Origin of the sequence: Pseudomonas sp. PB101 (assembly GCF_009764265.1) — a bacterium.
In the GTDB taxonomy this organism is placed as follows: domain Bacteria; phylum Pseudomonadota; class Gammaproteobacteria; order Pseudomonadales; family Pseudomonadaceae; genus Aquipseudomonas.
This window is the reverse complement of sequence record NZ_RWIR01000073.1, coordinates 100,381-126,782: the sequence shown is the minus strand read 5'-3', so window position 1 is coordinate 126,782 and position 26,402 is coordinate 100,381. Positions and strand designations below refer to the sequence as shown.

Genomic DNA, 26,402 nt, shown 5'->3' with positions numbered 1-26,402 from the left:
CCTCACGACTTCTGATTAACCCGCTTTAATAACAACAACAACCAGGAGACACCCCTAATGTTTGGCATGTCCCACGAGACGTTCCTGCTGCTCGATGCAGTGGTCACGGTGATCGGGCTTATCGTTCTGATCACCAAGTTCAAGTTGCATCCCTTCCTTGCCCTGATCATTGCCGCAGCTTTCCTCGGGCTGACCTCCGGCATGCCGATCGGCACCATCATCAAGGCGTTCCAGGACGGCTTCGGTGGCGTGCTTGGCTTTGTCGGCATCATCCTCGCGCTGGGCACCATGCTCGGCAAAATGATGGCCGAATCGGGTGGGGCGGATCAGATTGCGCAGACGCTGATCCGCGCCTTCGGCAAGGACAAGGTGCAGTGGGCGATGATGTTCGCCGCGTTCCTGGTCGGCATTCCGCTGTTCTTCGAAATCGGCTTCGTGCTGCTGATTCCGCTGGTGTTCATCGTGGCCCGGCGCACTGGCGTGTCGATCATCAAGATCGGTATCCCGCTGCTGGCCGGCCTGTCCGCCGTGCACGGCCTGGTGCCGCCGCACCCGGGTCCGCTGCTGGCCATCGGCGTGTTCGGTGCCGACATCGGCAAGACCATTCTGTACGGCCTGATCGTTGCGCTGCCAACCGCCATCATCGCTGGCCCGATCTACGGTACGTTCATTGCCAAGCACATTCCCGGTCATCCGAACCAGGAGCTGGTGGATCAACTGGCGCGCGAAACCGATTCGGCTGAACTGCCGAGCTTCGGCATCACGCTGGTGACCGTGCTGTTGCCGGTGTTCCTGATGCTGCTCAAGACCTTTGCTGACGTCGTGCTGCCTGATGGCAACATCTTCCGCGCCTTCATGGACCTGATCGGTCACCCGATTTCGGCGTTGCTGCTGGCGTTGCTGCTGTCGCTGTATACCTTTGGCTACAAGCAGGGCATCGGTTCCAGCCAAATGATGAAATGGCTGGATGCGAGCCTCGCGCCGACCGCCGCGATCATCCTGATCATCGGTGCCGGTGGTGGCTTCAAGCAGATGCTGGTGACCAGCGGCGTGGGTGACGTGATCGGCCACATGGCGGTCAACGCACAGATCTCGCCGATCCTGCTGGCCTGGCTGGTGGCGGCGGTGATTCGTATCGCCACCGGTTCGGCGACCGTGGCGACCATCACTGGCGCCGGCATCGTGGTGCCGGTGGTGGGGATGATCCCGGGTGTGAACCGTGAGCTGCTGGTGCTGGCCACCGGTGCAGGTTCGTTGATCCTGTCCCACGTCAACGACGCCGGTTTCTGGCTGGTGAAGCAGTACTTCAACATGACCGTGGCCGAAACCTTCAAGACCTGGACTGCGATGGAAACCATCCTGTCGGTGGTGGGCCTGGGCTTTATCCTGTTGTTGTCGCTGTTCGTTTAAGCGATTCGACAGGCACAAAAAAACCGCAGCGATGCGGTTTTTTTGCCTCTGTAGGAGCCGGCTTGCTGGCGATGCAGGCGACTCGGTTTAACGTCTGACCGAGTCGATGCGATCGCCAGCAAGCCGGCTCCTACAGGTTTTGTGTCAGGCGTTGGCTTTGGTGACCAGGCCATCCGCCCTGAACATCCCGCGAATCCCGCGCACGGCCTGGCGAATCCGGTCCTGGTTTTCGATCAGGGCGAAGCGTACGTGATCATCGCCGTACTCGCCAAACCCGACGCCCGGTGACACACACACCTTGGCTTCGGCCAGCAGCTTCTTGGCGAACTCCAGCGAACCCAGGTGCGCATAAGCCTCGGGGATCTTCGCCCAGACGTACATCGACGCTTTCGGGTTTTCTACCATCCAGCCCAGTTCATGCAAGCCCTTGACCAGCACGTTGCGGCGCTGCCGATACTGCTCGGCGATGTCGCGCACGCATTGCTGATCGCCTTCCAGTGCGGCAATCGCCGCCACTTGCAGCGGGGTGAAGGTGCCGTAGTCGTGGTAGCTCTTGATCCGCGCCAGGGCGTTGACCAGTTCCGGGTTGCCGACCATGAAACCGATGCGCCAGCCGGCCATGTTGTAGCTCTTGGACAGGGTGAAGAACTCCACCGCGATGTCCTTGGCCCCCGGCACTTGCATGATCGAGGGGGCTTTCCAGCCGTCGTAGACGATGTCGGCGTAGGCCAGGTCGTGCACCACCAGTACGTCGTACTGCTTGGCGAGGGCGATGACGCGCTCGAAGAAATCCAGCTCAACGCACTGTGCGGTCGGGTTGGACGGGAAGCCGAGGATCATCATCTTCGGCTTCGGAATGGAGCCGCGAATGGCCCGTTCCAGTTCAGCGAAGAAATCCACGCCCGGCACCAGCGGCACCGAACGCACCTGGGCGCCGGCAATCACGGCACCGTAGATGTGAATCGGGTAGCTCGGGTTGGGCACCAGCACGGTGTCGCCCTGGTCCAGGGTCGCCAGCATCAAGTGCGCCAGGCCTTCCTTGGAACCGATGGTGACGATGGCTTCGCTTTCCGGGTCGATGTCGACCTCGTAGCGTTGCTTGTACCAGTTGGAAATCGCCCGGCGCAGGCGCGGAATGCCCTTGGACGTGGAGTAGCCGTGAGTGTCTTCGCGCTGTGCGACCTGCACGAGTTTTTCGACGATGTGCGGCGGCGTGGCGCCGTCGGGGTTGCCCATGCTCAAGTCGATGATGTCTTCGCCACGACGACGGGCGGCCATCTTCAGCTCGGCGGTGATGTTGAAAACGTAGGGGGGGAGTCGATCTATGCGCGCAAAGCGGCGCGGCGAACCTTGTTCGGCCATTGTTGCCTCGGATAACGTAAGCGCCCGGAACCGTCCGAGCGACGCTGGTCACTGCGGTGACCTGTGGCGGAATGTACGGGCAGCTGTGGCAGACTGTCCAGCCTCAATGTAAACAAATTTGTCCGAAGGAAAGGGTTCGATGGAATTTACCAGCGGCTTCTTGCTGAGCCTCTCGCTGTGCCTGGATATCGGCGTGGCCAACATCGCGATGATCACCCTGGCGATGCAGCGCGGCTATTTCCAGGGCTTCGCGCTGGGCCTCGGCACCTGCGTCGGCGACCTGATCTACGCGGTACTGGCACTGGCCGGCATGACCGTGTTGCTGCAGTACGAAACCGTGCGCTGGGTACTGTGGATCGGTGGCTCGGCGCTGCTGGTGTACTTCGCGGCGAAGATGGTCTATTCGGCGATTCACCACGAGGCGCTGCTGGCCGAGACGGCAGAGGTCGGGAACAACTCCCACCGCAAGGAATTCTTGCGCGGGATTTTCCTGGCCATGTCTTCGCCCAGTGCGATTCTCTGGTTCGCGGCCGTTGGCGGCACCCTGATCGCCCGTTCCGGTGGCGGTGGCCCGATCAGTTCGGCGCTGTTTCTCGGCGGTTTCCTGTGTGCCGGGCTGCTCTGGTCGGCAGGCTTGTGCTTCGCCGCCAGCCACGGCGGCAAGTTGCTGGGCGACAAGTTGCTGCGCTATTCCTACATGGCATCGGCAGCGATCTTCTGCTATTTCGCAGTCTACGTGATTCTATCGGGCTATAACGAGTTCGTCGGTGCCGCAGCCGTCGAGCAATTGCACGCTCTGTAACTGGGCGAATCGGGTAAGGCTTCTATACTCCCAGCCGAACCCATTTTTATGCGTCAGGAGTCGAGTCATGGATGAGTTAGCAAGCGTCGAGCTGGCGCAACCGCGCTTCGAGCACGGGCACTTCCTGCTGATTGCGGGGCTGGGCGGTCAATTCACCCAGCAAACCACCCAGGGCATTCCCGAACTCTGGGAGAAATTCATCCCGCATCTGGGCCGGATTCCGGGCCAGAAAGGCGAAGTTACCTACGGCGTCTGCTGCAATTTCGATGGCAAGGGCGGCTTCGATTACATCGCCGGGGTCGAGATCAGCAAGCTCGACGATTTGCCGGACACATATCGATGGGTAGAGATTCAGCCCCAGAAGTACGTCGTGTTCGAACATCAAGGACCGCTGGACACCCTGCCGCAAACCTTTCAGTACATCCATGGCACGTGGCTGCCGAAGTCCGGCCACGAGCTATTGGCGGCCCCGGAATTCGAACGCTACAGCGAAGATTTCAACCCGAAGCTCAACACCGGCAAGCTGGAAATCTGGTTGCCGATCAAGGCGTGACGTACGCGGGAGGCGGATCCACCGATTCGTCTCTCGATGTCCCACGGCGGCTGATTTATCATCCCCGGCCTTTCCCACGCTGATTCCGAGCTGCCATGAACACCGTCATCCGCAACGTCACCCCCGCCGATCTGGACCGCTGCTTTGCCATCGAAACCCTTGCCTATGAGGGCGACGAAGCCGCGACCCGCGAGAAGATTGCCACCCGCATCGCCACCTGGCCCGAGGGGTTTATCGTCGCGCAAGTGGACGGGGTTGTAGCCGGTTTCATCAATTCCGGTGCGGCGTTCCAGGTGGAAATGTCGGACGAGGCGTTCAAGGAGCTGATCGGCCACGACCCGGTCGGGCCGCACGTGGTGATCATGTCGGTGGTGGTGCACCCGGATTATCAGGGGCAGGGCCTGGCCAAACTCCTGATGGGCGAGTTCATCGAGCGCATGCGTGCGATGGGCAAGGTCAGCATCAACCTGATGTGCAAGGAGCGGCATATTCCGTTGTATGCCGGTTTTGGCTTTGCCTACATCAAACCCTCGGCGTCCGACCATGGCGGCATGGCGTGGCATGAGATGGTGCTCAATCTCTGAACCCACCGCAGATCCCCTGTAGGAGCGAGCCCGCTCGCGAAGAACTCCGGCACACCGCGTTTATCCAGATTGCCCGTGTCATCGTTGACGACCTTCGCGAGCAGGCTCGCTCCTACAGAGGAAGGTGTTGTGTCAGTACAATCAAAACACCAACCCCATCCGCCGCTCATACCCGATCCGCCCCCTGTACGCCTCGCCACTGTCGACAAAGCCAAACCTGGCATACAAGCCGATCGCCGATTCGTTGTCCGCATCCACCGACAATTCCAGCCCCTTGATCTGCGGCCAGGCTAGGCGCGCGGCCTCGGGCAGCGCTTGCAGGCAAGCCTTGCCATAACCTTTGCCCTGAGACCGTTGATCGACTTGCAGCGCATGCAGCGTCGCGCTGTGTTCATCGGCCCACGCGGGCAGCGCGGGCGGGCGCTTGAGCAGCAGGAACGCCACGGGAATGTCCTCGACCAGCAGGGCAAACCCTTTGACTCCCGGGCCCGGCTTGGACAGCAGAGAGTGCAGTGCACCGTGAATGTCACCGCTGAACCTGATCTGTTCCGGATGTACTTCGATGGCCTCGACCTGCTGGCGCTGCAGCGCGTTCAGGCTTTCGTAGGGCACGAGTCGGGCTGTCACGGGAGGGTCCTTTTTCCAACATGAATAGAACTTGCGATTCTAGCGATTCCGGCCGTTTGGATTATTTTTATTTCACCTGTCGATTTACCGGATCGCCAGACGACCAAGGGTGTCTTCCAATAAAAACCACGGAGAACCACCATGAACTCGCAAACCCAGATCCAGAACCTGATCGAAACCTATCGTCAGGCCATGATGGCCAAGGACGTAGATAAAATCATGACCCTGTATGCCGACGACATCGTCTCCTTCGACGCGGTCAAGGCCCTGCAATTCAAGGGCAAGGAGGCGTACCGCGCGCATTGGGAAGATTGCATGAAGATGTGCCCCGGCCCGCACATTTTCGACTTCCAGGACATCTGCATCGAAGCGTCCCAGGAGATTGCCTTCGCCCACTGGCTGGCCCGTTGCGGAGGCACCAACGACAAGGGTGAAACCCAGGCCTGTTGGATGCGCGGCAGCGCATGCTATCGCCAGGAAGACGGGTTGTGGCGGATCGTCCATGAGCACTGGTCGGCGCCGTTCGACATGCAGACCGGCGCGGCGCTGTTCGACCTCAAGCCCTGAGTTGTTTTATCGAAAGCTGTGCCAAAGTGCCGATTCGCGGCCATAGTTGATCCGTTCAATAAGGAGAGCGTGATGAAGTACTTATGCCTGGTCTACAGCGATGAGCGCCTGCTGCATTCGCTGCCGGAAAGCCCGAAGGATGAAGAGTGCATGGCCTATGCCGAGTCGATCCAGGGCAGCGGCCGGATGGTCGCCGCCGAGGCGCTGGAGTCGGTGCAGACTGCCACCACGGTGCGCATGCGCAACGGCAAGATGTCGATCACCGACGGGCCGTTCGCTGAAACCAAGGAGCAGTTGGCCGGTTTTTACCTGATCGATGCCAAGGACCTCAACGAAGCCATCCAGGTCGCCGGCAACATTCCGGCGGCCCGGGTCGGCAGTGTCGAAGTGCGCCCCGTTCGGCAGTTGAATCCTTGAGATGCCCGGGCTGCCGGTTCAGGCGCGGGTCGAGCAGGTCTATCGCGAGGATTCGCGGCGAATCCTCGCGACCTTGATCCGCCTGCTCGGCGACTTCGACCTTGCTGAAGAGGCCTTGCACGAGGCGTTTTTCATCGCGGTCGAACGCTGGCAGCGTGACGGCGTGCCGGACAATCCGCGGGCCTGGCTGGTGTCCGCGGGCCGTTTCAAGGCCATCGATGCCTTGCGCCGGCGTGCACGTTTTGCCGCGTCGCAGCCTCTGCTGATCGCGCAGCTGGAGGAACTGGAGCAGGCCGACTGGAGTGATGAAGACGTGGAAGACGATCGCCTGCGGCTGATCTTCACTTGCTGCCACCCGGCCCTGGCGGCGGACTCACAAGTGCCGCTGACGCTGCGCGAAGTCTGCGACCTGACCACCGAAGAAATCGCCCGGGCCTTCCTCTCGGCGCCGGCCACCATCGCCCAGCGCATCGTGCGCGCCAAGGCGAAGATCCGCGATGCGAAAATCCCCTATCAAGTACCGACGCTGGCAGAGTTGCCCGAGCGTCTGGACAGCGTGTTGCGGGTGATTTACCTGGTGTTCAACGAGGGTTATTCGGCGTCCATCGGCGCCGAACTGATCCGCGAGGAATTGACCCGCGAAGCGATCCGTCTGGGCCGGTTGCTGGTGCAATTGTTACCGGAGCCGGAGGTGATGGGCTTGTTGGCATTGATGTTGTTGCACGAGTCGCGTCGCCCGGCCAGGACCTCGGCGAGCGGCGAGCTGATTGTGCTGGACGAACAGGACCGTTCGCTGTGGAACGCCGGGTTGATCACTGAAGGCTGCGCGCTGATCGAACAGGCGCTGACCATGGGGCGCTTCGGACCCTATTGCCTGCAAGCGGCCATCGCGGCGGTGCATGCCGAAGCGCCGACGGCGGGGGAAACCGATTGGCCGCAGATTGTCGGTCTGTATGACGTGCTGCTGCGGGCGGTGCCGTCACCGGTGATCGAGTTGAATCGCGCGGCGGCGATTTCACAGCGCGATGGACCGCTGGCGGGGCTGACGCTGGTGGACGCCATTCTGCAGCGGGGGGAGCTGCTCGATTACCACCTCGCGTATTCGGCGCGGGCGGAGTTTTGTCGGCAACTGGGCCGCAAGCAAGAGGCGCGGGCGGCGTGGGAGCGGGCGCTGGAGTTGACCCGGCAAGAGCCGGAGCGGCGGTTTATCGAAGAGCGGCTCAGGGCGTTGGGTTGATGTGAAATTGACTGGCCTCATCGCGGTCAAGCCCGCTCCCACAGGTATCACATTGAACCTGTGGGAGCGAGCTCGCGATAAGGGCCGAAGGACCTTCATTCCAGCATCTTGCCCAGCAACCAACTCCCCGCCGGCCCCGGCGGATTCAGCCGCGACCACAACGCATCCACCGACACCGTTTTCGGCCAGCCACGCACCACCAGTTCCTGCAACGAGCCTGGCCCGAAGCGCTCGACCAGCCAGCGGGGCAGCGGCGCCCAGCCGAATCCGCCCTGGGCCATTTCCAGCAGCATCAGATAACTCGGCGCCGACCAGACGCGGCCCTTCGCGCGACTTTCATAGGGATTGATGATGGTGGCCAGGCGCAGCTCGCGGTGCTGCTGCAGCACGTCCTGATCGACGTAGTCCAGCGTCGCCAACGGATGTGCCGGTGACACGAACAAGGCGATTTCGGTGCGCTCGTCCACTGTCGAGCTGACCAGGTCCGGCGGGTAGCTGTCTTGCATTTCGGCGAAGGCAATCTGTGCCCGACCACTTTGCACCAGGGACACCAGGTCGTCGCATTCGGCGATCAGGCATTCGAGTTCCAGGTCGGGATAACGCTGCTCGAAGGCACTGAGTGACGCCTCGAAGCGGTCCGACTGATAGGTGTCGGACAGCGCCACCGTCAGTTTCGCTTCCACCCCTTGGGACAGTTGGCTCGCGGTCATTTCCAGGCGACTGGTGGCGGCGAGGATCTCTTCGGCCCGTTGCAGCATGACGTGCCCGGCCGGGGTCAGCGCGGGCTTGCGGCTGCTGCGGTCGAACAGCGTCAGGTTGAGGTCGATTTCCAGGCTGGCCACCGCTGCGCTGATGGTTGACTGACTGCGACCGAGCTTGCGCGCCGCCGCAGAAAACGAACCCTGGGTGGCCGCTTCGACAAACGCCAGCAGCACTTCGTGAGAAGCCATGAACTATCGCCTTTATCGATGGTTATTGGTTATGAAGTATCGGTGTGATGATGGATCATGGCAACCACAGTCACTTCAGGGAGCTCGGCCATGAGCGCCAACAAATCCATTATTGAACGTATTTTCCAGGCCATCGGTTTCGAATTGCTGGCCATCCTGATCTGTACCCCGTTGCTGGCCTGGATCATGGACAAACCGATGCTGGACATGGGCGCCGTCACCGTCGCCATGGCCGCGCTGGCCCTGGCCTGGAACGTGGTGTTCAACGGCATGTTCGACCGGGCGCTGAAGCGCCTCGCCATCGCACATAACGCCTGGGTCCGCGTGGTGCATGCGCTGATGTTCGAAGGTGGGCTGGTCGCGCTGGGCGTGCCGCTGATCGCCTGGTGGCTGAACATCAGCCTGTGGCAGGCGTTTGTGCTGGATATCGGCGTGCTGCTGTTCTTCCTGCCATACACCTACATCTATCACTGGGTGTATGACGTGGTGCGTGAGCGGATGGTCGTGCGCCAGGTGTGCTGACCACCGCTCTTGTGGCGAGGCAGCCTTACAGAAACATCCCCCCCGACGCCTCGATGCGCTGGCCATTGATCCACTGGCTACCGGGCGCCAGCAGCAGCGCAATCGCGGCGCCGATGTCATCCGGTAATCCGGCGCGAGCCAGGGCCGTGTTGTTCGCCACCAGTGTGTTCAACTCAGGGTTGTCGCGCACCGCGCCACCACTGAAGTCGGTTTCAATGGCGCCCGGCGCCAGGATATTCACACTGATGCCGCGTGCGCCGAGCTCCTTGGCCTGGTAGCGGGTCAGCACTTCCATCGCGCCTTTCATCGCCGCGTAGGCGCTGTGCCCCGGCAGGCTGAAGCGCGCCAGGCCACTGGAAATATTGACGATGCGCCCGCCGTCATTGAGCAACGGCAACAACGTCTGCGTGAGGAAAAACGGCCCCTTGAAATGAATGTTCACCAACAGGTCGAACTGCTCGACCGTAGTGTCGACGAAGTCGGCGTGCAGGCCGATCCCGGCGTTGTTCACCAGAAAGTCGAAGCGTTCGCGCTGGAAGTGGCTGTGCAAGCCCTTGGCGACTTCGCCGCCAAAGGCGCCGAAATGCTCGCTGCGGGCGACGTCCAGTTGCAGCATGACGGCGCGACCGCCCAGGCTTTCGATCTCGGCCACCAGTGCTTGCGCCTCATCGGCGCGGCTGTTGTAGGTGCCGATGATGTCGATGCCTTGGGCGACCAGATGCAGGGCTGCGTTTTTGCCGAGGCCGCGGCTGGCGCCGGTGATCAGTGCGATTTTACGGTTCATGGGACTTCCTCAGATGCAATGGGCGGTTGATGTGAGGAAGTTTATTTATCCGCTTGTTGGTGATAAACATGGCTAAACCGGAATAACTGGTCGGATAAACCGAACAATACAAGAGCAGGCCGATGAATAAACTGGAACTGTTGCGCACCTTTGTCCGAGTCAGCGAGATGTCCAGTTTCACCCTGGCCGGAGAAAGCCTGGGCCTGCCGCGCTCGACGGTGTCCGAGCATGTGCAGGCCCTGGAGGCCTTGCTTGGCACCCGCTTGTTGCAACGCACCACACGCAAGGTGCAGGCCACCCAGGATGGCCTGGTGTTGTACGAACGCAGCAAGGATCTGCTGTCGCACATGGACGAAATCGAGGGTTTGTTTCGCCAGGACGAGGCGTCGCTGGTCGGGCGCATTCGCATCGACCTGCCGAACATTCTCGCCCGTCGCGTGGTGATGCCGCGCTTGCCGCAGTTCATGGCGCAGCACCCGCTGCTTGAACTGGAAATCAGCAGCACCGACCGCCGGGTCGATCTGCTCGCCGAAGGTTTCGATTGCGTGCTGCGCATTGGCGCCCAGCCGGATCAATCGGTGGTGGCGCGGCACCTGTGTGAATTCACCATGGTCAACTGCGCCAGCCCTGCGTATGTGCAGCGCTATGGCATGCCCGAGCGGCTGGAGGATCTGGCGCAACATCGGCTGGTGCACTACGTCGGTGTGCTGGGCGCGCGTTCGGAAGGGTTTGTGTACGTCGACAAGGGGCAGGTGCAGCGCCTGCCGATGGCCGGCAGTGTCACGGTCAACAGCACCGATGCCTACGAGGCCGCCTGTCTGGGTGGGTTCGGCCTGATTCAGGCGCCGAGGATGGGCATGCGGCAATACCTGCAAAGCGGTGAATTGGTCGAGGTGTTGCCGCAGTTCACCGCACCGTCCCTGGAGGCGTCACTGCTGTATGCAAGGCAGCGGCATTTGCCGTTGCGGGTGAGGGTGTTCATGGATTGGCTGGGAGAGGTGATCCGGTCAGAAGTCTGACCCCGGCCCCGGTGGGAACCTGGCCCTTGTGGGAGCGAGCTTGCTCGCGATGGCGGTTGTTCAGTCAACAGTGATGTTGAATGTAGCGGCCTCATCGCGAGCAAGCTCGCTCCCACAGGTTTTACGTCGTTGCGTTAGACGTGGAAATAACCCACGCACGAATCGAACGGCAGGCGCTTGAGTTCGATCTTGTTCAGGTCGAGCACTTCACGCAGGGCCTTGGTTTCGCCCGGGAAGTTGCGGTAGGCGACTTCGTCGAGTACCACGATGGCGCCTTTTGGCATGTACGGCAGGAAGGTTTCCAGCGCGACTTTGGTCGACTCGTACAGGTCGGTGTCGAGGATCAGCATGGCCACGACCAGGTCCGGACGGGTCTTGACCCACTCCGGCACGGTCTTGACGATGTCGCCCTTGACCAGCTCGCAACGCGGGATGCGGTTGACCGGGCGCAACAGGTCGTTGGCGTCGATCATGTCCTGGATCAGCGACTGGTCGGTGTCGGCGAACATGGTCTCGTTGACGTCGGCCGGGTCTTCTTTCTTGTCGATGCTCTGGAAGCCTTCGAAGGTGTCGAAACCCACGATCGAACGATTGATCGCATAGGGCTCGAGAATCATCGACAGGTGCATGTAGAGCATCAACGAGTTGCCCTTGTACACGCCGCACTCAATGATTGCGCCAGGCACTTCTGCAACCTTCTTGAACAGTTCCATGCGCGACAGCGCGGCCGTGACGCCAATGCGGTTGGCGAAGACGAACGGAGCGTCGGCCACGTATTCGGCATCGACCCGTTTCAGGACGTTGGTGCGGGTTTCGTTGTACTGGGCCTCGGCGGGCGTGATGCGACGCTTGGTCATTGCTGGATTCCCTGGAAGTTCGAAAAGTCGTGGACGTGGAAGTAGTCTTTGAAGCCGGCGCCGACATCCGGGCAGGCGCTGTCGACGTTGATCGCGCCGCGCCGGTGCTTGAGGTCGTCGAGGTGCATCAGGCGAAAGTCCACACTGAAGCGGGTTTGTTGCGTGTAGTTGGGCACGGTGCCGTGCAGGTGCGAACCCGAGAACACGAGCATCTCGGCGGTGTTGCCGGCGATGCGCAGTTCTGAGGTGGTGTTGATCGCTTCGGTGGGCACCGGGTGTTGGCGCGCCTCTTCCTTGACGTTGTCCTTGGCGCGCTGGCGCTGCACGTCGATCCAGTCAGTCAGGCTCCACTGCGCCGAGGTGTTTTTCACCGGGGCATCGAAGTAGGCCGGGTTGATCATCATGGTCTGGTCAGGCTGGATCGTGTAGACCGGCATCCAGGTATTGATCTGGCAGTCGACGCCGCCGTACCAGGTATCGCGATGGGGCTTGTAGGCATAGCTGACGCCGGCGTGCAGGTAGTCGTAGTTGGGCACGACACGGATGCGCGGTACGTCGAAAATGAATTCCTCGGGCGCGGCACCGATTTCGTCGGTGAAGCTGCGGATCAGTTCCTTGACCCGCAGGCTGTTGGTGAACTGACCCTTGAGGCGAGTCACCAGCACCACGAACTCTTCCACCGGCATCAGCGTGTGCAGCGCCTGGTGGTTGGTTTCGCCATCGAAGGCGGCCGTAATGCTTTCCTGCGCGAACGCACAGAGTTCTTTGGCGGCGCGTAACTGCGTGTTCAGGAAAATATCGCCCGCATAAATGGCTTCTTTGAAGTCAGCTTTGTGTTGCAGCTGATTGATGTACAGATTCACGGTTCCTCTCCTGAATACATCGAGTGCCTTATGAGTCGGCATCCCATTTACAAACTGAAGGGCTGGCGGACGCGTGGCGCGTCAATAAAGCGTAAGCCGTCGAGCATGTGAGCAAATGCCGTGCCGCTGGACGAAAAAAATCCCGGCGGGAAAACCCGCCGGGATGATTGCCTGCAAGCCCGTTCCCACATTCAGAACAACTGCGTGAACAACCAGTACAGGCTGCCCGACAGCAGGATCGCCGCCGGCAAGGTCAGCACCCAGGCCATCAGCAGGTTGCGGATGGTCTTCATCTGCAGGCCGCCGCCGTTGGCGACCATGGTCCCGGCCACGCCCGAGGACAACACGTGAGTGGTCGACACCGGCAGGCCGAACATGTCGGCGGCGCCGATGGTCAGCATCGCCACGGTTTCTGCCGAGGCGCCCTGGGCGTAGGTCAGGTGGGTCTTGCCGATTTTCTCGCCGACGGTCACCACGATGCGCTTCCAGCCGACCATGGTGCCCAGGCCCAGAGCGATGGCCACGGCGATCTTCACCCACAACGGAATGAAGCGCGTGGAGTTGTCGATCTGTTGCTTGAACAGTTGCAGCTTGCCATTGGTGTCGGCGTCGAAATTGCCGACCTTGTTCTTGTCCATCAGGCGAATGGTTTCGCTGGTCAGGTACATGTCGTTACGCACGTTGCCCACGGCTTCGGCCGGGACTTTCGACAGCGAACCGTAGCCCTTGACCTCGGCGCCGATGCTGCCGGTCAGTGCGGCCAGCGCCGGCACCAGTTGCGGGGTCGCTTCCTTGCTGCGCACGTATTCGGACAGCACCGGGCGCGGATCGGCTGGCGCTGGCAGCGGCGCCGCCTTGACCAGGGCTTGCTGGGTGACTTCGGCCACCGCCGCGAACTGCAAGGCCTGATCGGCCGGCATGGTGCGGTTCAACGCATACGCCATTGGCAGCGTACCCACCAGAATCAGCATGATCAGGCCCATGCCTTTCTGGCCGTCGTTGGAACCGTGGGCAAACGACACGCCGGTGCAGGTCAAGATCAGCAAGCCGCGAATCCACCAAGGCGGCGGGGTCTCGCCCTTGGGCTCCTTGTACAGCGCGCGATTCTTGACGAACGCACGCAGGGCCAGCAACAGCAGCGCCGCGAAGCCGAAGCCCACCAGTGGCGAGAGCAGCAGTGCGTAGCCGATCTTGGTCGCTTGCGCCCAGTCCACGCCGCTGGTGCCGTCGCGGCCGTGCATCAGGGCGTTGGCCACGCCGACGCCGATGATCGAACCGATCAGCGTGTGCGATGACGATGCAGGCAGCCCCAGCCACCAGGTGCCGAGGTTCCACAGGATCGCGGCGATCAGCAGGGCGAAGATCATCGCGAACCCGGCGGACGAGCCGACCTGCAGGATCAGCTCCACCGGCAGCAGGGCGATGATGCCGAACGCCACCGCGCCGCTGGACAGCAGCACCCCGAGGAAATTGAAGAAACCGGACCAGACCACCGCAACGTTCGGTGGCAGCGAGTGGGTGTAGATCACCGTGGCCACCGCGTTGGCGGTGTCATGGAAACCGTTGACGAACTCGAAGCCCAGGGCGATCAGCAGCGCCACGCCGAGCAGCAGGAACGGGGTCCAGGTGGTCACCACCGTGCCGAGTTCGTTCATGTCGTGCATCAGGCTGTAGGCGGTAAACAGCAAGCCGATGGCCATCACGGCAACAAACACCACGATGGTGATCAGGCCGGGCTTCTTGTCCAGTTGCGGTCTGGCGCTACCGGCAGGTGCCTGGGCGGCGGTGAAGGAGGGTGTAGCCATCACGGACATTCCTGAGAAGGGAGGTGTACCGGTGATAATCGTTGCCAATTGTTACAGGGAGACTGCTCTGGGTCAGTGTTTGGGTTTTTCGCAGGCTGCTGATCTGAAATCGAGCGCTTAAAACTGTGGGAGCGAGCTTGCTCGCGATGACGTCGGCAAATTCAACATTGTTGTCAGCTGATATATCGCTATCGCGAGCAAGCTCGTTCCCACAGGGGCCCGGGTGCGTTCAGTAATCCCGCTGCTTGCGAAACGCCCAGCGCCCGGCAATCACGGTAAAGCTTGCGACCAGCGCCACCAGGATCCAGAACCCCTGCGGATCACCGGCCAGCGGAATGCCGCCGACGTTCATGCCGAAGAAGCCGGCGATGATGTTGATCGGCAGCGCCAGCACCGTCACCACCGTCAGGGTGAACAGCGTGCGGTTGGTCTGTTCGTTGATGTTGGCGGCGATCTCTTCCTGCAGCAGCTTGATCCGCTCACCCAGCGCCGTGAGGTCGTTGATGATCAGGGCAAACTCCTCGGTGGATTTGCGCAGCTCCTTCACGTCTTCCTTTTGCAGCCATTGCGGCGGCCGGTTGAGCAGGCGCAGCAATGAGCCGGGCTCCAGCGCCAGCAGCCGTTGCAGGCGCACCAACACCCGACGATTGGCGCCCAGTTCGGCGCGGTTGGTCGACAGGCGCGAGGAGAGCAACTCGTCCTCGATCTGGTCCACGCTCTGGCTGGTCTTGCGCACGATCTGGGTCAGCACTTCACCCTGGTCGCGCAGCAAATGCACCAGCAGCTCCAGCGGGGAGCGAAAGCACTCCCGGGCCTTCACCGACGAGCGCAACTTGTCCACCGAGTGCAGCGGTTGCAGGCGGGCGCTGATGATCAGCCGGCTGCGGGCGCACACCCACAGCGTCGAGACATCCGAGGAGACCATGTTGCTGAGGTTGAACACCACATCGTTGACCACCGCCAGCAACGCCGAATCGACATGCTCGATGCGCGTCGAGCGCGAGCCTTCGTGCAGCGCTTCGAAAAACTCCTCGGGCAACTCCAGATGACTTTTCATCCAGCGCTCGCATGCGGCGTGGGCGAGGTTCAGGTGCAGCCAGAGAAATTGCTCGTCACTTTCCGGTTGTTGCAGATAGTGCAGGGCCTCGGCGGAGTTGATTTCCCGACCGGGTTCACCGGGGCGAAAGCTGAAACCGTAGAGCAGGCCGAACAGATCCGTATCGCGATGGCTGTGATCGATGCTGTGGTTCATGAGGGCTCGCAAGGGGAGGTGCCTGTCACGTGTTTTGCAGGTTCACTTGAGCGGCATCATCGCAAGCGCTGATGACAGCCTTGTGACGCAGGCCTTGCAGGATGAGGGCTTGGCACTTCGGTCTGAATCCTGGACGCAAAAAAGCCGCACGATCCGAAAATCGTGCGGCTCTTTACTGTGTGTATCAGTCGTCTTGCTTGTTCTTCAGGACTTCGCCGGTGGCGGCGTTCAAATCCACGTCCCATTCAACATTGCTGGCGTCACGCAGTTCGACTTCGTATTCGTAGATAGTCGAGTGTTTGTCCAGGTCGCTGTCGGTGATGGTGGCGCCCGGGTGCAGCTTCAACACGATCTGGTTCAACTCTTCCAGCGGCTTGATCTTGCCGTCCTTGACCAACTGAGGGATCTGGTCGACGGGAACATCTTTAGCCTGGGCCAGGCCCGCGGTGAGGGTCAGGGTTGCAGCGGTGAACAAGGCAGTCAGGGTCTTCATGGGATTCTTTCCTTGGGTGATCCGTTTAAGTGAGATCAGGTTAGCGTGTGTAACTTAATCCACCCTTAAAACCTCCGTCATGTCCTGCATCAATCCAATCCCTGTGGGAGCGCGGCTTGCCCGCGATAGCGGAGTGTCAGCCAACGTTGATGTTTGAGCTGATGGCCTCTTCGCGGGCAAGCCACGCTCCCACAGGGTTTTGCACGACTCTGGATTAGTAGCCGTTGTTCTTTAGCACCTGCGCCACGCTTGCCGCCGCCGGACGTTTATAGAACTTCAACAGCTCACTGGCGCGATTGGTGAAGATACCGTCGACCCCGGCGCCCATGACTTTCTGGTAGTCCACCGCATCGTCGATGGTGTAGACGTGCACCAGCAGGCCCTGGTCGTGGGTGTACTGGTTCATCCAGGGTTGCACCAGGTCCGAATAACTCTGGTCGCCGCCTTCGCTCAGTGCGGCGGACGGGCCGGTGCCGATGGCGCCCTGGGCCTTGGCGTAGTCGACCCATTGCTGGAATTCGGCTTTGTCCTTCGGTTGCTGTTTGGCGTAGTAAGCGGCTTTGTCCTTTTCGCCGGACTCGGCAAATGTCACGTTGGACTTGGGCTCGATACTGCCTTCTCCGACCCACAACAGCAGGATCTTCGGCACCTGCGGCATTTCCTTTTGCAGCAGTTCGAGGCTGCTCTTCTCGAAGGTCTGCAGGACCACTTTGCCGTTGCCCTGGCCGACCGCGAGCGGGCTGTTCGTCGGTTTCGATTCGCCCGGATTCAGCCAGCCGCGCGCCTGGAGTTTGGCCTTGAGGTCGTGCTCGATGCCGGGAAACTGCTTGGGCTCCTTGGTCTCGATGTACAGGCCGGGCTTGTGCAGGGCATTGCCTTCGGCGATGTCGATGATTTCATCAAGGGTCAGAATCTTCAGGCCGGCGAAGGCGGGACGCGCGCGATCCGGGAACGCGGCATTGAACCAGCTGCCCGCATCCAGGGTTTTCAGCTCGGCCATGGTGAACGCATTGGCCGGGCTGTCCTTGCGCTCGGGGAATTTGCTGGCGACGTCGGTGGTGCGTTGCAGATTGTTGTCGTGCAGGACGAACAGCACGCCGTCCTTGCTGCGCTGCAGGTCCATTTCCAGGTAGTCGGCGCCCAGGTCGCGAGCGGTCTTGTAGGCGGCGGCGGTGGATTCCGGTGCATCGAAAGACGCACCACGGTGAGCGATCACCGCTGGATACGGAATGCCCAGGCGCGTCGCGAGTGCGGCGGGAGTGGGCTCGCTGGCGGCCTGCACCTGGCCGAGGCCGAGCAACAGACTCAAGAACAGGGCGCTTTTGGTAAAGGTTGCAGGCATGGTCGAGTTCCTTTCGTGATGAGTGAGCAGTCCCTTTTAACAACTGATCTTTGCAGGCGCTATCGCGAGACCGACATAAACCTGTCTAAAGCTGATGTTCGTCAGCACTTTTGTGCACCCGTTTGCAGTACGCTGGGGCCCTGCAATTTCCCCGGCAGAGGGAAACGCAGGCCCTGCGTGCAAATCAATGCTCACCATTGCGGGGTTTACCATGCGCATCACCTCCCAGCTCATCTGTCAGGCTGCCGACCAACTCAAAGGCTTCGTTGGCCTCAACCGCAAGACCGGCCACTACATCGTGCGCTTCAGCGAAGACTCGTTCGGCATGGACGTGGCGGACGACGGCATCATCCCGACCAGCGAATTCGTCTGGGCCCCGGGGCCTGTACAGATCATGACGTTAAAGCGCGAATTGATTCAGTTGCTGCTGGACCAGAACATCGATGACCGGATCAACATCACCGAGCCGTTGCGGGTGTATATGAGTCGGGTGGAAGTGCCGGAGATTTCGGCGGTTCGTTGTTTGGTTCAGGGTTGAGTTTTTTTGGTGACTGTTCTGGCCTCATCGCGGGCAAGCCCGCTCCCACAGGATCTCTGGCGTTCACAGAATTTGTGTCCACTGGAGATCCCTGTGGGAGCGGGCTTGCCCGCGATGGCTGCCTCAAGCACACCGCATCATTTACAGGCTGGAGCGCCCCGAACAAGCTTCGACAAAGGCGCCAACCAACGGCGGCAAGACGCCCTTGAGCGCCGCCCGCTCGGGCTGGAACAAGGTCGCGACAAAAAACGGATGCCCGCAGAGTTCGACCGCGCGCAGTCCCTGTTCCGAATCGTGGCCGACAGCGTGCAGTTCGCGCTTGAGCAGCGCCTCTTCGAACTGCGGATTCACCCCATAACGACAGCGATAGCCTTCATGAATCTCGGCGCTTTCGTACGCCTGGGCGAGCAACGAGCCTTCACGTAAATGAATGGTATCGACCGCTTCCACCAGCGCGCACGTCAGCGGCGTGAGGATTGCCCGTGCGGCATCGGGCGCCGTCTCGCCGTGTTCGGCGTCCGACCAGCCCAGCACATTGCGCGCGTATTCCAGCACGGCGTGTTGAAAACCGCCGCAGGTGCCTAGGAAAGGTCGCTGTTGTTCGCGGGCAAAACGGATCGCCAGCAATGCACCGTCCATGTTGCGATAGGGGCTCGCCGGTACACACCAGAAACCATCGAATGCGTGCAGCGCTGCCTCGGCGTGGATTTCATTGGTGGCCAGCCACTGCCATTGCACATTCAGACCACTGTGTTCAGCGGCCATCTCAAGGGCTACGGGAATGGCTTGGTGGGCGGTGACTTGCGGGTCGTAGTCACCGATCAGGGCGATGCGAATCGGATGGTTTTCCATGGATAGCCTCTGCACTTGTTGATTCCTGGTGCCCACTATAGATTGGCGTTATTAGCCGCTGAGCGAGCCGTTGCACGGATACGACACCGCGCTGTGGCTGCTGACCCGTCCCGATTGCCGTGCCTTGCGCTCGGTGGTCACCTTGTTCGATGAGTTGGGACGGGCACTGAAACTGCCGTGAAACCGTTCAGGCCTTGGGCTCATGTTTGGGCACGAAATGTTCGTGCATTTGCGTGGTCAGGCTTTCGATGCGCTCGGTGAGGGCCTTGGTCATCTCCGTGAGACGGGTGTTCTGCTCAAGCAACTCCAGCAGTTGCGCGGCGTTTTTCGCGGCATCCGCCTGCCGCTCGCTGTTGGCGATCGCCAGCGCTTCGCGGTGCTGCGCATCGGCATCGGATTGGGCCTTGTCCCGCGCGGCCTGACGGGTCTGGGCCAACAGAATCAACGGCGCGGCATAGGCCGATTGCAGGCTGAACGCCAGGTTGAGCAGGATGAACGGGTACGCATCGAAGTGGGTGACACCGGACAGGTTGAGGCACACCCAGGCCACCACGATCAGCGTTTGTGCACCGAGAAAAGTCGGCGTGCCGAAGAACCGCGCAAAGGCTTCGGCGCGCAGGGCAAACTTGTCATTGCCGAACGTCGGCGCCAGGTGGGCATGCGGGCGATGGAAACGCAGATGATCGACGGGGGCGGTGGTGTCGTGGCGAGTGGTGGTCATGATGCTCTCTGTCTGGCGCTGGGACTGAGGCTCACTATAGCCTCAGCGTCATTCGAGCAGCGCAATCGTCAAGCTGCTACATCATGCGGTCGACGTTTCCAGGCCAATGCTGCCTGGGTTGACACTGACCTTGTTGCGCCCGGTGTTTTTCGCGATGTACAGGGCTTTGTCAGCGTCCTCGAGCCAGGTCGTTGCATCGGTAAACGACGATTGATAAGCCGCCAGGCCGATACTCAGGCTGACCCGCAACTCGGGCACTTCCCGATGCCGATAGTCTTGCAACACTTTGCGCAATCGCTCCATAACGTCCATGGCCTGGTTCAGCGGCATGTTGGGCAGGATCACGCAAAACTCGTCACCCCCATAGCGGCCGGCCAGATCGCTTTCGCGCAGGTTGCATTTGAGCTCAATGCTTAACTGGCGCAACACTGAGTCACCGATGATATGACCGTAGGTGTCATTGATGACCTTGAAGTGGTCGATGTCGATCAGCGCGATGGTGGCCTGCTGATGACGCTGGCTGCACTCGCGAAACTTCAGTTGCAGCAAGTCCTTCCAGGCACCATGGTTGAGCAACCCGGTCAAACTGTCAGTGCGACTCAAGGCGCTCAGCATACGTTTATGTTCAGATAACTTGATTGCCAACCGGTAGCAGACCATGCCCACCGCCAACGGGTAGAGCGTCAGCATCGGCAAGCACGCCCACACCTGCAGTTGCGTGGTCGACAGGGTGTATGACGCGCCGAACAGTGACCAGGCAATCATCATGCCTGCCACCTGACTCAGACTGCCCAACAGGAACATCCGATGGCCACCGGCGGCGACATTGTTCATCGCCATCATCGCCAGAATAGTCACGGTGCAAAGTGGATTGAACTGAAACGTCGCGACCCAAAACCCACCGCACAGCGAATCGTAAAGTAGATTGCGCCGTTCGGCCTTGTAGGGAAAAGCCGAGCGACTCGACAGTTGATAAGCGAGATGCGGCCAGACAAAACCATTGAGTGCCAACAAAACCCAGACCCAGACCGGCAGGTGCAACGGATACAGTGCGGCGGCCACACTGAAACTGCCGATGCCCAAGCCAATGGTTCGAGGCATGTAGATGCGTCTGGCAAATGACAAACCCTTGCCGTGTTGATTATCCATAATTCCCTGCGCCAGATTCATTCCGAAACACTTTACCCCATGGGGTTTAGAATCACCGTTCATCGGTAAAGTCGGCGCATATTGTCATTTATTCCAGTCGGAATAATCAGTGTCCTTCGAAGCCATTTAATTCCAGCCTGTGCTCCAGGCAACTGATCTACAGCTGGTAACAGGCCAGGAACATGTCCAGCGCGGAATCCGCCACCGTATTTTGCTCCTCGGCGGACAAGCTGGGCTGCCCCATGGAAATCTGCGGCCAGAATGCAAAAGACTTGAGCAGGCCATGGATCTGTTGAGCGGCGAACTCGGGAGCCACGGCCTTCAGTCGGCCATCCGCTTGAGCGGCCCGAATCCACACCGTCAGTCCCTCTTCGCGCGCGCCCATTCGGGCCACCATGTCCTGCGCCCGCTCCGGGGAATGAATGGTCGCGGCAATAGCGACCCGCGCTAGGTCGAGCAGATTGTCGTCACCCAGCATTTGCAGTTTGGCCATCAGCAACACGCGCAGTTGATCGCGTAGTGGCAGCTCGGGCCGGTAGAACGTTTCCTGTTCTGCCGTCACCCGGATCCATAACTGATTGAGGATCTCGGCGAACAACTCTTCCTTGCTGGGGAAGTGGTTGTACACCGTGCGCTTCGACACGCCGGCAGTGGCGGCAATCTTGTCCATGCTGGTGATCTCGAAACCGTTGTCACGGAATTCGTTGATCGCAGCCTGGATGATCGCTTGGCGTTTTCGGTCGGTGAGGCGCTGTGGAGCTGTCATAAGTACGCTTCGGCAGGGTGGAGGGGAAGAATTACACTCAGCAGTTTACTTGCGATCGACTTTGATGCAACCTAGAAACTACACTGTGCAGTGTAATGTTTTGTTAATCCTGCCCGGTAAAAATAGAAAGTCCGGCTGATGCGTGCGTGCCTTGGCCATTTAAATCGTCCCGAAGCGGAGAATCGCGTCAGACGCGGTTTTTCTGGAGTCATTCAGTCATGGCCAATTCAAACTCCCCGGCGGACAACGCCTCCACACCTGAAGCGTCCCGACAGGCTCAAGGGCAGTATCAGAACTTCACGCCGGTTCAACGCCTCGGCTTTGGCAAAACCATGGGCATCCTGTGGAACGCGCTGTTTAACAAACCGCAAAATACCCGCCCGAGCGCACCCGTCCCGGTGCAAGCCCTGACTCAAGCAGCGCTGATCGCCGCGCCCAACCACAGCGTGTATCGCCTGGGCCACTCCACGGTGTTGCTCAAGCTGCGCGACAAGTTCTGGATCACCGACCCGGTCTTCGCCGAGCGCGCCTCGCCCGTGCAATGGGCCGGCCCCAAGCGTTTCCACCAGCCACCGATCAGTCTGGAAGAATTGCCACCGATTGAAGCGGTGATCCTGTCTCACGACCACTACGACCACCTGGATCATCAGACCGTGCTCACGCTCGCGGACAAGACCCGATATTTCCTGACCCCGCTGGGCGTCGGCGACACCCTGATCAAGTGGGGCATCGACGCCAACAAAGTCCGCCAACTGGATTGGTGGCAAGGCACGGAAGTCGATGGCATCCAGTTCATCGCCACCCCATCTCAACACTTCTCCGGCCGCGGCCTGTTCGACAGCAACAGCACCCTCTGGGCCTCGTGGGTGATGATCGACGGCGATACACGCATCTTCTTCAGCGGCGACAGCGGCTACTTCGACGGCTTCAAGCGCATCGGCGAACAGCACGGCCCCTTCGACCTGACCCTGATGGAAACCGGCGCCTACAACGTCGACTGGCCGCACGTGCACATGCAACCCGAACAAACCCTGCAAGCCCACCTCGACCTCAAGGGCCGCTGGTTACTGCCGATCCACAACGGCACCTTCGACCTGTCGATGCACGCCTGGTACGAACCCTTCGACCGCATCCTGGCCCTGGCCTGGGAACGCAACGTATCGATCACCACACCGCAAATGGGCGAGGCGTTCAACTTGATGCATCCGCAGCGCGGTGGGGCGTGGTGGCTGGCGGTGGAAGGGGAGAGTGATCGGGTGGTGGCTGTCCTGTAGGAGCGAGCTTGCTCGCGATGGACGTTAACGATAACGCGGATTTCCTGACTAAACAGGTTGTCCTTTAGTCCATCGCGAGCAAGCTCGCTCCTACAGAAGGCCATTTATCGTCAACCGATGAATCGGCTCACTCCACCATCGCAAAATCCGCCCGCCCCACCGGATTCGGCGTTGACCCTTTCACATTCATCCCCCGACCCGGCGCGAACCCCGGGAAAAACACCAACCCTTCGGCCTCGAGCCGATAGGCCAACGCCAGGCGCGTGACATCCAGCACCTCCTGGCGCGCCTCGAAACGTTGAATGGCCTGTACCGAGACCCGGGATTCCCGCGACAGCTCTTCCACACTCCAGCCCAGCATCGCTCGGGCCTGGGCGCAGTGGGCCGGGGTGAATTGGAAGAGGGCGATACGTTCCAGGGTGATTTTCATCGCTTGAGAGGCCATGGTGTTCTCCGGGCTCGAGAGTGTTGGTCAAAATATACTGTGTTTTTGTACAGTTGTTTTGAGCCCGGATCAAATGCATTTTTTGATTTGTCTTTTCAGGCAGACGAACGGCACTGCCCTTATTTGTCCGCCAACCCCGGCGCCTCCCGCACGATAAAGTGATCCAGATTCTCGATGTTGGCGCTGAACACCCCGAACGTCTGCTCGGGGTTTTTCTTGCTCGGCACCTGCTTCAGCTCGGGCGTCACGCCATAAAAGAAGCAATACAACTCCCGCCCGCTCTCGATGGCATGCTTGATCTCCTCAAGGAACGCCTTGCGCTTGCGGTAGCTGTCGATGAGTTTCTTGCTCAGGTAGACGTTGACCGAGTAAGGCTTCTTCTCGAACCAGACCTTCTTCTCGAAATCGATGCGAAAGCTCTGGGTGTAGTCCTTGATCTCCTTGACCTTGCCCCAGTAAATCAGCCCCTTGTTGTCCTGCAGGTATTCGATCTTCTTGAAAAACGACCCGTAAGGCGCGGTGTGCTCGCCAATCTTCAGCGGCACGCGCTTGAGCAAATCCTTGTCGTCGAAGTTTGAAACGAAGCATTCCACCGGATGGGCGAAGACGCTGGTCTTGTCCGGTGTCGAATCCCGGCTCGGTTGCTCGACATGGCTGGCCGCCCTGGGTGCCATCGGCTCATCCCGGGCGCCATCCGCAATCACCTCCGGTACGCTGGGCTTGCGCACATACTCACGCCGGCTCAGTAACAATTCCGACGGAAAGTTTTCCTCGCGACTATCATCCGTTTCCGCCTCATCCACACCTGGCGCCGGTGTCTTCAAGCTGACATAAGGGCAGCCCTCGACATGCCGGGTACTCGGCAGGTTCTTGAAGTGCGGCGTGCGCACGTAATTCACATTCCTGGCGTTGAACGTGCCCAACTCATTGGTCGCATCGAACGCCAGACGGCAGGCATCGTTCGGGCACTGGAAATGCTCCTTCGCCGAATCGAACGCCATCGTCTCGTCGAAATTCAGATCCCGAACGTCATAGATCGACAGCTTTTCGTCGAGGCTGAGGCAGTAGGCGAGGTCGAATTTCATGTCGGGTTCCAAATCCATTAGGTGACCAGCTTCCAGTGATGGCGCATTCGAAGCAAGGGCTACAATGAGATCACTTCGATATCGCCGAGTCTGCATCGTCCATCAAACAGGGCGGTTTATGAGCCACTCAGATGCTTCGCCCCCTCTACCGGAACCGGGCCGCATAGCCCGCCGGGATGAACGGCACGGTTGGCGCCGCTGGCTACCGGGGCTGGGCGTGCTGCGCGAATACCAATGGGCATGGTTGCGTGACGACATCGTCGCCGGCCTGGTGCTGACCACCATGCTGGTGCCCGTCGGTATCGCCTATGCGGTGGCGTCGGGCGTGCCCGGCATTTATGGCCTCTACGCGACCATCGTTCCGCTGCTGTTCTATGCCTTGTTCGGCCCCAGCCGCATTCTGGTGATGGGACCGGACTCCTCCCTGGTGGCCGTCATCCTAGCCGTCATCATTCCACTCTCCGGCGGCGACCCGCAGCGCGCCGTCGCCCTTGCGGGAATGATGGCGATCGTCTCGGGAGCGGTATGTATCCTGGCCGGTATGGCGCGCCTGGGTTTCATCACCGAGCTGCTGTCCAAACCGATCCGCTACGGCTACATGAACGGCATCGCACTGACCGTATTGATTAGCCAGTTGCCCAAGCTGTTCGGTTTTTCGATTGAATCCGACGGCCCCTTGAGAAACATAGCGGCCATTGTCTCGGCGCTGACGGAGGGAAAGATCAACTGGATCACCTTCATGGTGGGCGGCCTCACGCTGGCGGTGATCCTGCTGCTCAAACGATGGCCGCGCCTGCCGGGCATCCTGATCGCCGTGGTGGGCGCGACAGTCGCCGTCGGTGTCCTCGACCTCGCGACACGCGCCGGTGTGTCGGTCCTCGGTTCGCTCCCGCAAGGCTTGCCCGGCTTCGCCATCCCCTGGATCACCCGCGCCGACATCGTCCCGGTGTTGATCGGCGGATGCGCCGTCGCACTGGTCTCGTTCGCCGACACCAGCGTGCTCTCGCGCGTCTATGCGGCGCGCACCCGAACCTACGTCAACCCGAACCAGGAAATGGTCGGCCTCGGCATCGCCAACCTCGCCGCCGGTTTTTTCCAGGGCTTCCCGATAAGCAGCAGCTCGTCACGCACGCCCGTGGCCGAGGCCGCCGGCGCCAAAACCCAAATGACCGGCGTCGTCGGCGCACTGGCGGTCGCCTTGCTGTTGGTGGTGGCACCCAACCTGCTGCAACACCTGCCGTCCAGCGCCCTGGCGGCCGTCGTGATCGCCTCGGCCATTGGCCTGATCGAAATCACCGACCTGCGCCGGATCTATCGCATCCAGCGCTGGGAATGCTGGCTGTCGATCGTCTGCACCGTCGGCGTGGCCGTGTTCGGCGCGATCGAAGGCATCGGCCTGGCCATCGTGATCGCGATCATCGAATTCCTCTGGGACGCCTGGCGCCCGTACTCCGCAGTATTGGGCCGCGCCGACGGCGTCAAGGGCTACCACGACATCAAACGCTACCCCGACGCACGCCTGATCCCCGGCCTGGTCCTGTTCCGCTGGGACGCCCCCTTGTTCTTCGCCAACGCCGAACTGTTCAGCGACCGCGCGCTGGACGCCGTGGCGGCATCACCCACGCCTGTGCGCTGGCTGGTGGTCGCCGCAGAACCGGTCACCAGTGTCGATGTGACGTCTGCCGACATGTTGGCCGAACTGGATGACAGGTTGCATGCGGCGGGGATCGAGTTGTGCTTTGCCGAGATGAAGGATCCGGTGAAGGACAAGCTGAAGCGGTTTGGGTTGTTTGCAAGATTGGGGGAGACGGCGTTTTTTCCTACGATTGGGACGGCGGTGGATAGTTATGTGGCGAATTATCGGGTGGATTATGTGGAGGGGGAGGTGCAGCGCTGAGCGGCGACTGGCTGAAGCGCTGGGAGGGCGGTTGGGGCGCACTCAATCGCCTTGATCAAGTGCAAATCCGGCGGGAGCCGATTCGCGCTTCTCAGATACAGCGTCAATGTAGGAGGTACCTCAGCAGTATTGCTCGTCTGCCACATCTACACTGTTTCGGCCTGAGCGTTTTGCATGGTACAGGGCAGTATCCGCAGAGCTGTGGGCCGTATCGGAACTGGTTCCCGCA

28 protein-coding genes and 1 pseudogene are annotated in these 26,402 nt (G+C 60.6%); 13 read left to right on the top strand and 16 right to left on the bottom strand.

Features of this window, described 5'->3' with window-relative positions:
• Positions 1 to 57 precede the first annotated feature (57 nt).
• The gene (locus EI969_RS22800) at positions 58 to 1,410 is read left to right on the top strand and encodes a GntP family permease (RefSeq protein ID WP_160389755.1); all 1,353 of its coding nucleotides are present in this window, start codon (positions 58 to 60) and stop codon (positions 1,408 to 1,410) included.
• Between the two features lie 144 nt (positions 1,411 to 1,554).
• Here EI969_RS22800 and alaC read toward each other — a convergent pair whose 3' ends face one another.
• Positions 1,555 to 2,772, bottom strand: a complete 1,218-nt coding sequence (gene alaC, locus EI969_RS22795) for an alanine transaminase (protein WP_160389754.1) — start codon at positions 2,770 to 2,772, stop codon at positions 1,555 to 1,557.
• 139 nt (positions 2,773 to 2,911) lie between these two features.
• On the opposite strand from alaC, the gene EI969_RS22790 reads away from it, so the two are divergent.
• From EI969_RS22790 to EI969_RS22780, 3 genes are all read left to right on the top strand, one after another.
• Positions 2,912 to 3,574, top strand: a complete 663-nt coding sequence (locus tag EI969_RS22790; RefSeq protein ID WP_160389753.1) for a LysE family translocator — start codon at positions 2,912 to 2,914, stop codon at positions 3,572 to 3,574.
• A 67-nt stretch (positions 3,575 to 3,641) separates the two neighbouring features.
• A complete protein-coding gene (locus EI969_RS22785) occupies positions 3,642 to 4,127 on the top strand; it encodes a GyrI-like domain-containing protein (protein ID WP_160389752.1) in 486 nt (161 codons plus the stop codon).
• Between the two features lie 95 nt (positions 4,128 to 4,222).
• Positions 4,223 to 4,711, top strand: a complete 489-nt coding sequence (locus EI969_RS22780) for a GNAT family N-acetyltransferase (protein WP_160389751.1) — start codon at positions 4,223 to 4,225, stop codon at positions 4,709 to 4,711.
• A 141-nt stretch (positions 4,712 to 4,852) separates the two neighbouring features.
• Here the strand turns inward: EI969_RS22780 and EI969_RS22775 are convergent, their stop codons facing one another.
• Positions 4,853 to 5,338 carry a GNAT family N-acetyltransferase gene (locus EI969_RS22775; RefSeq protein ID WP_160389750.1) on the bottom strand — a complete coding sequence of 162 codons (486 nt, stop codon included), beginning with the start codon at positions 5,336 to 5,338 and terminating at the stop codon, positions 4,853 to 4,855.
• 141 nt (positions 5,339 to 5,479) lie between these two features.
• Between EI969_RS22775 and EI969_RS22770 the strand changes: the two genes are divergently transcribed.
• From EI969_RS22770 to EI969_RS22760, 3 genes are all read left to right on the top strand, one after another.
• Positions 5,480 to 5,905 carry an SgcJ/EcaC family oxidoreductase gene (locus EI969_RS22770; protein WP_160389749.1) on the top strand — a complete coding sequence of 142 codons (426 nt, stop codon included), beginning with the start codon at positions 5,480 to 5,482 and terminating at the stop codon, positions 5,903 to 5,905.
• A gap of 72 nt (positions 5,906 to 5,977) precedes the next feature.
• Entirely contained in the window at positions 5,978 to 6,322 is a 345-nt protein-coding gene (locus EI969_RS22765; protein WP_057713581.1) for a YciI family protein, read from the top strand.
• A 1-nt stretch (position 6,323) separates the two neighbouring features.
• The gene (locus tag EI969_RS22760; RefSeq protein ID WP_160389748.1) at positions 6,324 to 7,559 is read left to right on the top strand and encodes an RNA polymerase sigma factor; all 1,236 of its coding nucleotides are present in this window, start codon (positions 6,324 to 6,326) and stop codon (positions 7,557 to 7,559) included.
• 95 nt (positions 7,560 to 7,654) lie between these two features.
• On the opposite strand, the gene EI969_RS22755 is transcribed toward EI969_RS22760, so the two are convergent.
• Positions 7,655 to 8,509 (bottom strand): LysR family transcriptional regulator, encoded by an 855-nt coding sequence (locus tag EI969_RS22755; protein WP_160389747.1) that lies wholly within the window; start codon positions 8,507 to 8,509, stop codon positions 7,655 to 7,657.
• Positions 8,510 to 8,599: 90 nt separating this feature from the next.
• Here EI969_RS22755 and EI969_RS22750 point away from each other — a divergent pair, with 90 nt between their 5' ends.
• The gene (locus EI969_RS22750) at positions 8,600 to 9,031 is read left to right on the top strand and encodes a multidrug/biocide efflux PACE transporter (protein ID WP_160389746.1); all 432 of its coding nucleotides are present in this window, start codon (positions 8,600 to 8,602) and stop codon (positions 9,029 to 9,031) included.
• Positions 9,032 to 9,056: 25 nt separating this feature from the next.
• Here the strand turns inward: EI969_RS22750 and EI969_RS22745 are convergent, their stop codons facing one another.
• Positions 9,057 to 9,815: an SDR family NAD(P)-dependent oxidoreductase gene (locus EI969_RS22745; protein WP_160389745.1), complete on the bottom strand. Its 759-nt coding sequence runs from the start codon at positions 9,813 to 9,815 to the stop codon at positions 9,057 to 9,059.
• A gap of 122 nt (positions 9,816 to 9,937) precedes the next feature.
• Between EI969_RS22745 and EI969_RS22740 the strand changes: the two genes are divergently transcribed.
• Positions 9,938 to 10,834, top strand: a complete 897-nt coding sequence (locus EI969_RS22740) for a LysR family transcriptional regulator (protein WP_160389744.1) — start codon at positions 9,938 to 9,940, stop codon at positions 10,832 to 10,834.
• Positions 10,835 to 10,968: 134 nt separating this feature from the next.
• On the opposite strand, the gene EI969_RS22735 is transcribed toward EI969_RS22740, so the two are convergent.
• The 6 genes from EI969_RS22735 to EI969_RS22710 form a co-directional block, all read right to left on the bottom strand.
• The gene (locus EI969_RS22735; RefSeq protein ID WP_056725897.1) at positions 10,969 to 11,691 is read right to left on the bottom strand and encodes a TylF/MycF/NovP-related O-methyltransferase; all 723 of its coding nucleotides are present in this window, start codon (positions 11,689 to 11,691) and stop codon (positions 10,969 to 10,971) included.
• Entirely contained in the window at positions 11,688 to 12,554 is an 867-nt protein-coding gene (locus tag EI969_RS22730) for a hypothetical protein (protein WP_160389743.1), read from the bottom strand. Before EI969_RS22730 ends, EI969_RS22735 begins: the two co-directional genes overlap by 4 nt.
• A 191-nt stretch (positions 12,555 to 12,745) precedes the next feature.
• Complete coding sequence (locus EI969_RS22725) at positions 12,746 to 14,359, bottom strand: inorganic phosphate transporter (protein ID WP_160389742.1); 1,614 nt, start codon at positions 14,357 to 14,359, stop codon at positions 12,746 to 12,748.
• A 229-nt stretch (positions 14,360 to 14,588) separates the two neighbouring features.
• Positions 14,589 to 15,611 carry a transporter gene (locus tag EI969_RS22720; protein ID WP_160389741.1) on the bottom strand — a complete coding sequence of 341 codons (1,023 nt, stop codon included), beginning with the start codon at positions 15,609 to 15,611 and terminating at the stop codon, positions 14,589 to 14,591.
• A 184-nt stretch (positions 15,612 to 15,795) separates the two neighbouring features.
• Entirely contained in the window at positions 15,796 to 16,104 is a 309-nt protein-coding gene (locus EI969_RS22715; RefSeq protein ID WP_160389740.1) for a PepSY domain-containing protein, read from the bottom strand.
• Between the two features lie 214 nt (positions 16,105 to 16,318).
• The gene (locus EI969_RS22710) at positions 16,319 to 17,446 is read right to left on the bottom strand and encodes a glycerophosphodiester phosphodiesterase (protein ID WP_160389739.1); all 1,128 of its coding nucleotides are present in this window, start codon (positions 17,444 to 17,446) and stop codon (positions 16,319 to 16,321) included.
• Positions 17,447 to 17,657: 211 nt separating this feature from the next.
• Between EI969_RS22710 and EI969_RS22705 the strand changes: the two genes are divergently transcribed.
• The gene (locus EI969_RS22705) at positions 17,658 to 17,984 is read left to right on the top strand and encodes a DUF2025 family protein (RefSeq protein WP_160389738.1); all 327 of its coding nucleotides are present in this window, start codon (positions 17,658 to 17,660) and stop codon (positions 17,982 to 17,984) included.
• A gap of 141 nt (positions 17,985 to 18,125) precedes the next feature.
• Here EI969_RS22705 and EI969_RS22700 read toward each other — a convergent pair whose 3' ends face one another.
• Entirely contained in the window at positions 18,126 to 18,836 is a 711-nt protein-coding gene (locus EI969_RS22700; RefSeq protein WP_160389737.1) for a CTP synthase, read from the bottom strand.
• A gap of 55 nt (positions 18,837 to 18,891) precedes the next feature.
• On the opposite strand from EI969_RS22700, the pseudogene EI969_RS22695 reads away from it, so the two are divergent.
• Positions 18,892 to 19,017: pseudogene (locus EI969_RS22695) on the top strand (LysR family transcriptional regulator); the annotation flags it as partial.
• Positions 19,018 to 19,023: 6 nt separating this feature from the next.
• Here EI969_RS22695 and EI969_RS22690 read toward each other — a convergent pair.
• From EI969_RS22690 to EI969_RS22680, 3 genes are all read right to left on the bottom strand, one after another.
• Positions 19,024 to 19,557 carry a DUF1003 domain-containing protein gene (locus EI969_RS22690; protein ID WP_160389736.1) on the bottom strand — a complete coding sequence of 178 codons (534 nt, stop codon included), beginning with the start codon at positions 19,555 to 19,557 and terminating at the stop codon, positions 19,024 to 19,026.
• Between the two features lie 81 nt (positions 19,558 to 19,638).
• Positions 19,639 to 20,706, bottom strand: a complete 1,068-nt coding sequence (locus EI969_RS22685) for a diguanylate cyclase (protein WP_160389735.1) — start codon at positions 20,704 to 20,706, stop codon at positions 19,639 to 19,641.
• 157 nt (positions 20,707 to 20,863) lie between these two features.
• The gene (locus tag EI969_RS22680) at positions 20,864 to 21,472 is read right to left on the bottom strand and encodes a TetR/AcrR family transcriptional regulator (protein WP_160389734.1); all 609 of its coding nucleotides are present in this window, start codon (positions 21,470 to 21,472) and stop codon (positions 20,864 to 20,866) included.
• 218 nt (positions 21,473 to 21,690) lie between these two features.
• On the opposite strand from EI969_RS22680, the gene EI969_RS22675 reads away from it, so the two are divergent.
• Positions 21,691 to 22,746, top strand: coding sequence for an MBL fold metallo-hydrolase (locus EI969_RS22675; protein ID WP_160389733.1), 1,056 nt, complete (start codon positions 21,691 to 21,693; stop codon positions 22,744 to 22,746).
• A 127-nt stretch (positions 22,747 to 22,873) separates the two neighbouring features.
• On the opposite strand, the gene EI969_RS22670 is transcribed toward EI969_RS22675, so the two are convergent.
• Both EI969_RS22670 and EI969_RS22665 read right to left on the bottom strand, forming a co-directional pair.
• Positions 22,874 to 23,191: a helix-turn-helix transcriptional regulator gene (locus tag EI969_RS22670; RefSeq protein WP_160389732.1), complete on the bottom strand. Its 318-nt coding sequence runs from the start codon at positions 23,189 to 23,191 to the stop codon at positions 22,874 to 22,876.
• Positions 23,192 to 23,310: 119 nt separating this feature from the next.
• The gene (locus EI969_RS22665; RefSeq protein ID WP_160389731.1) at positions 23,311 to 24,276 is read right to left on the bottom strand and encodes a hypothetical protein; all 966 of its coding nucleotides are present in this window, start codon (positions 24,274 to 24,276) and stop codon (positions 23,311 to 23,313) included.
• A gap of 118 nt (positions 24,277 to 24,394) precedes the next feature.
• On the opposite strand from EI969_RS22665, the gene EI969_RS22660 reads away from it, so the two are divergent.
• Positions 24,395 to 26,173 carry a SulP family inorganic anion transporter gene (locus EI969_RS22660; protein WP_160389730.1) on the top strand — a complete coding sequence of 593 codons (1,779 nt, stop codon included), beginning with the start codon at positions 24,395 to 24,397 and terminating at the stop codon, positions 26,171 to 26,173.
• Positions 26,174 to 26,402: the final 229 nt, after the last annotated feature.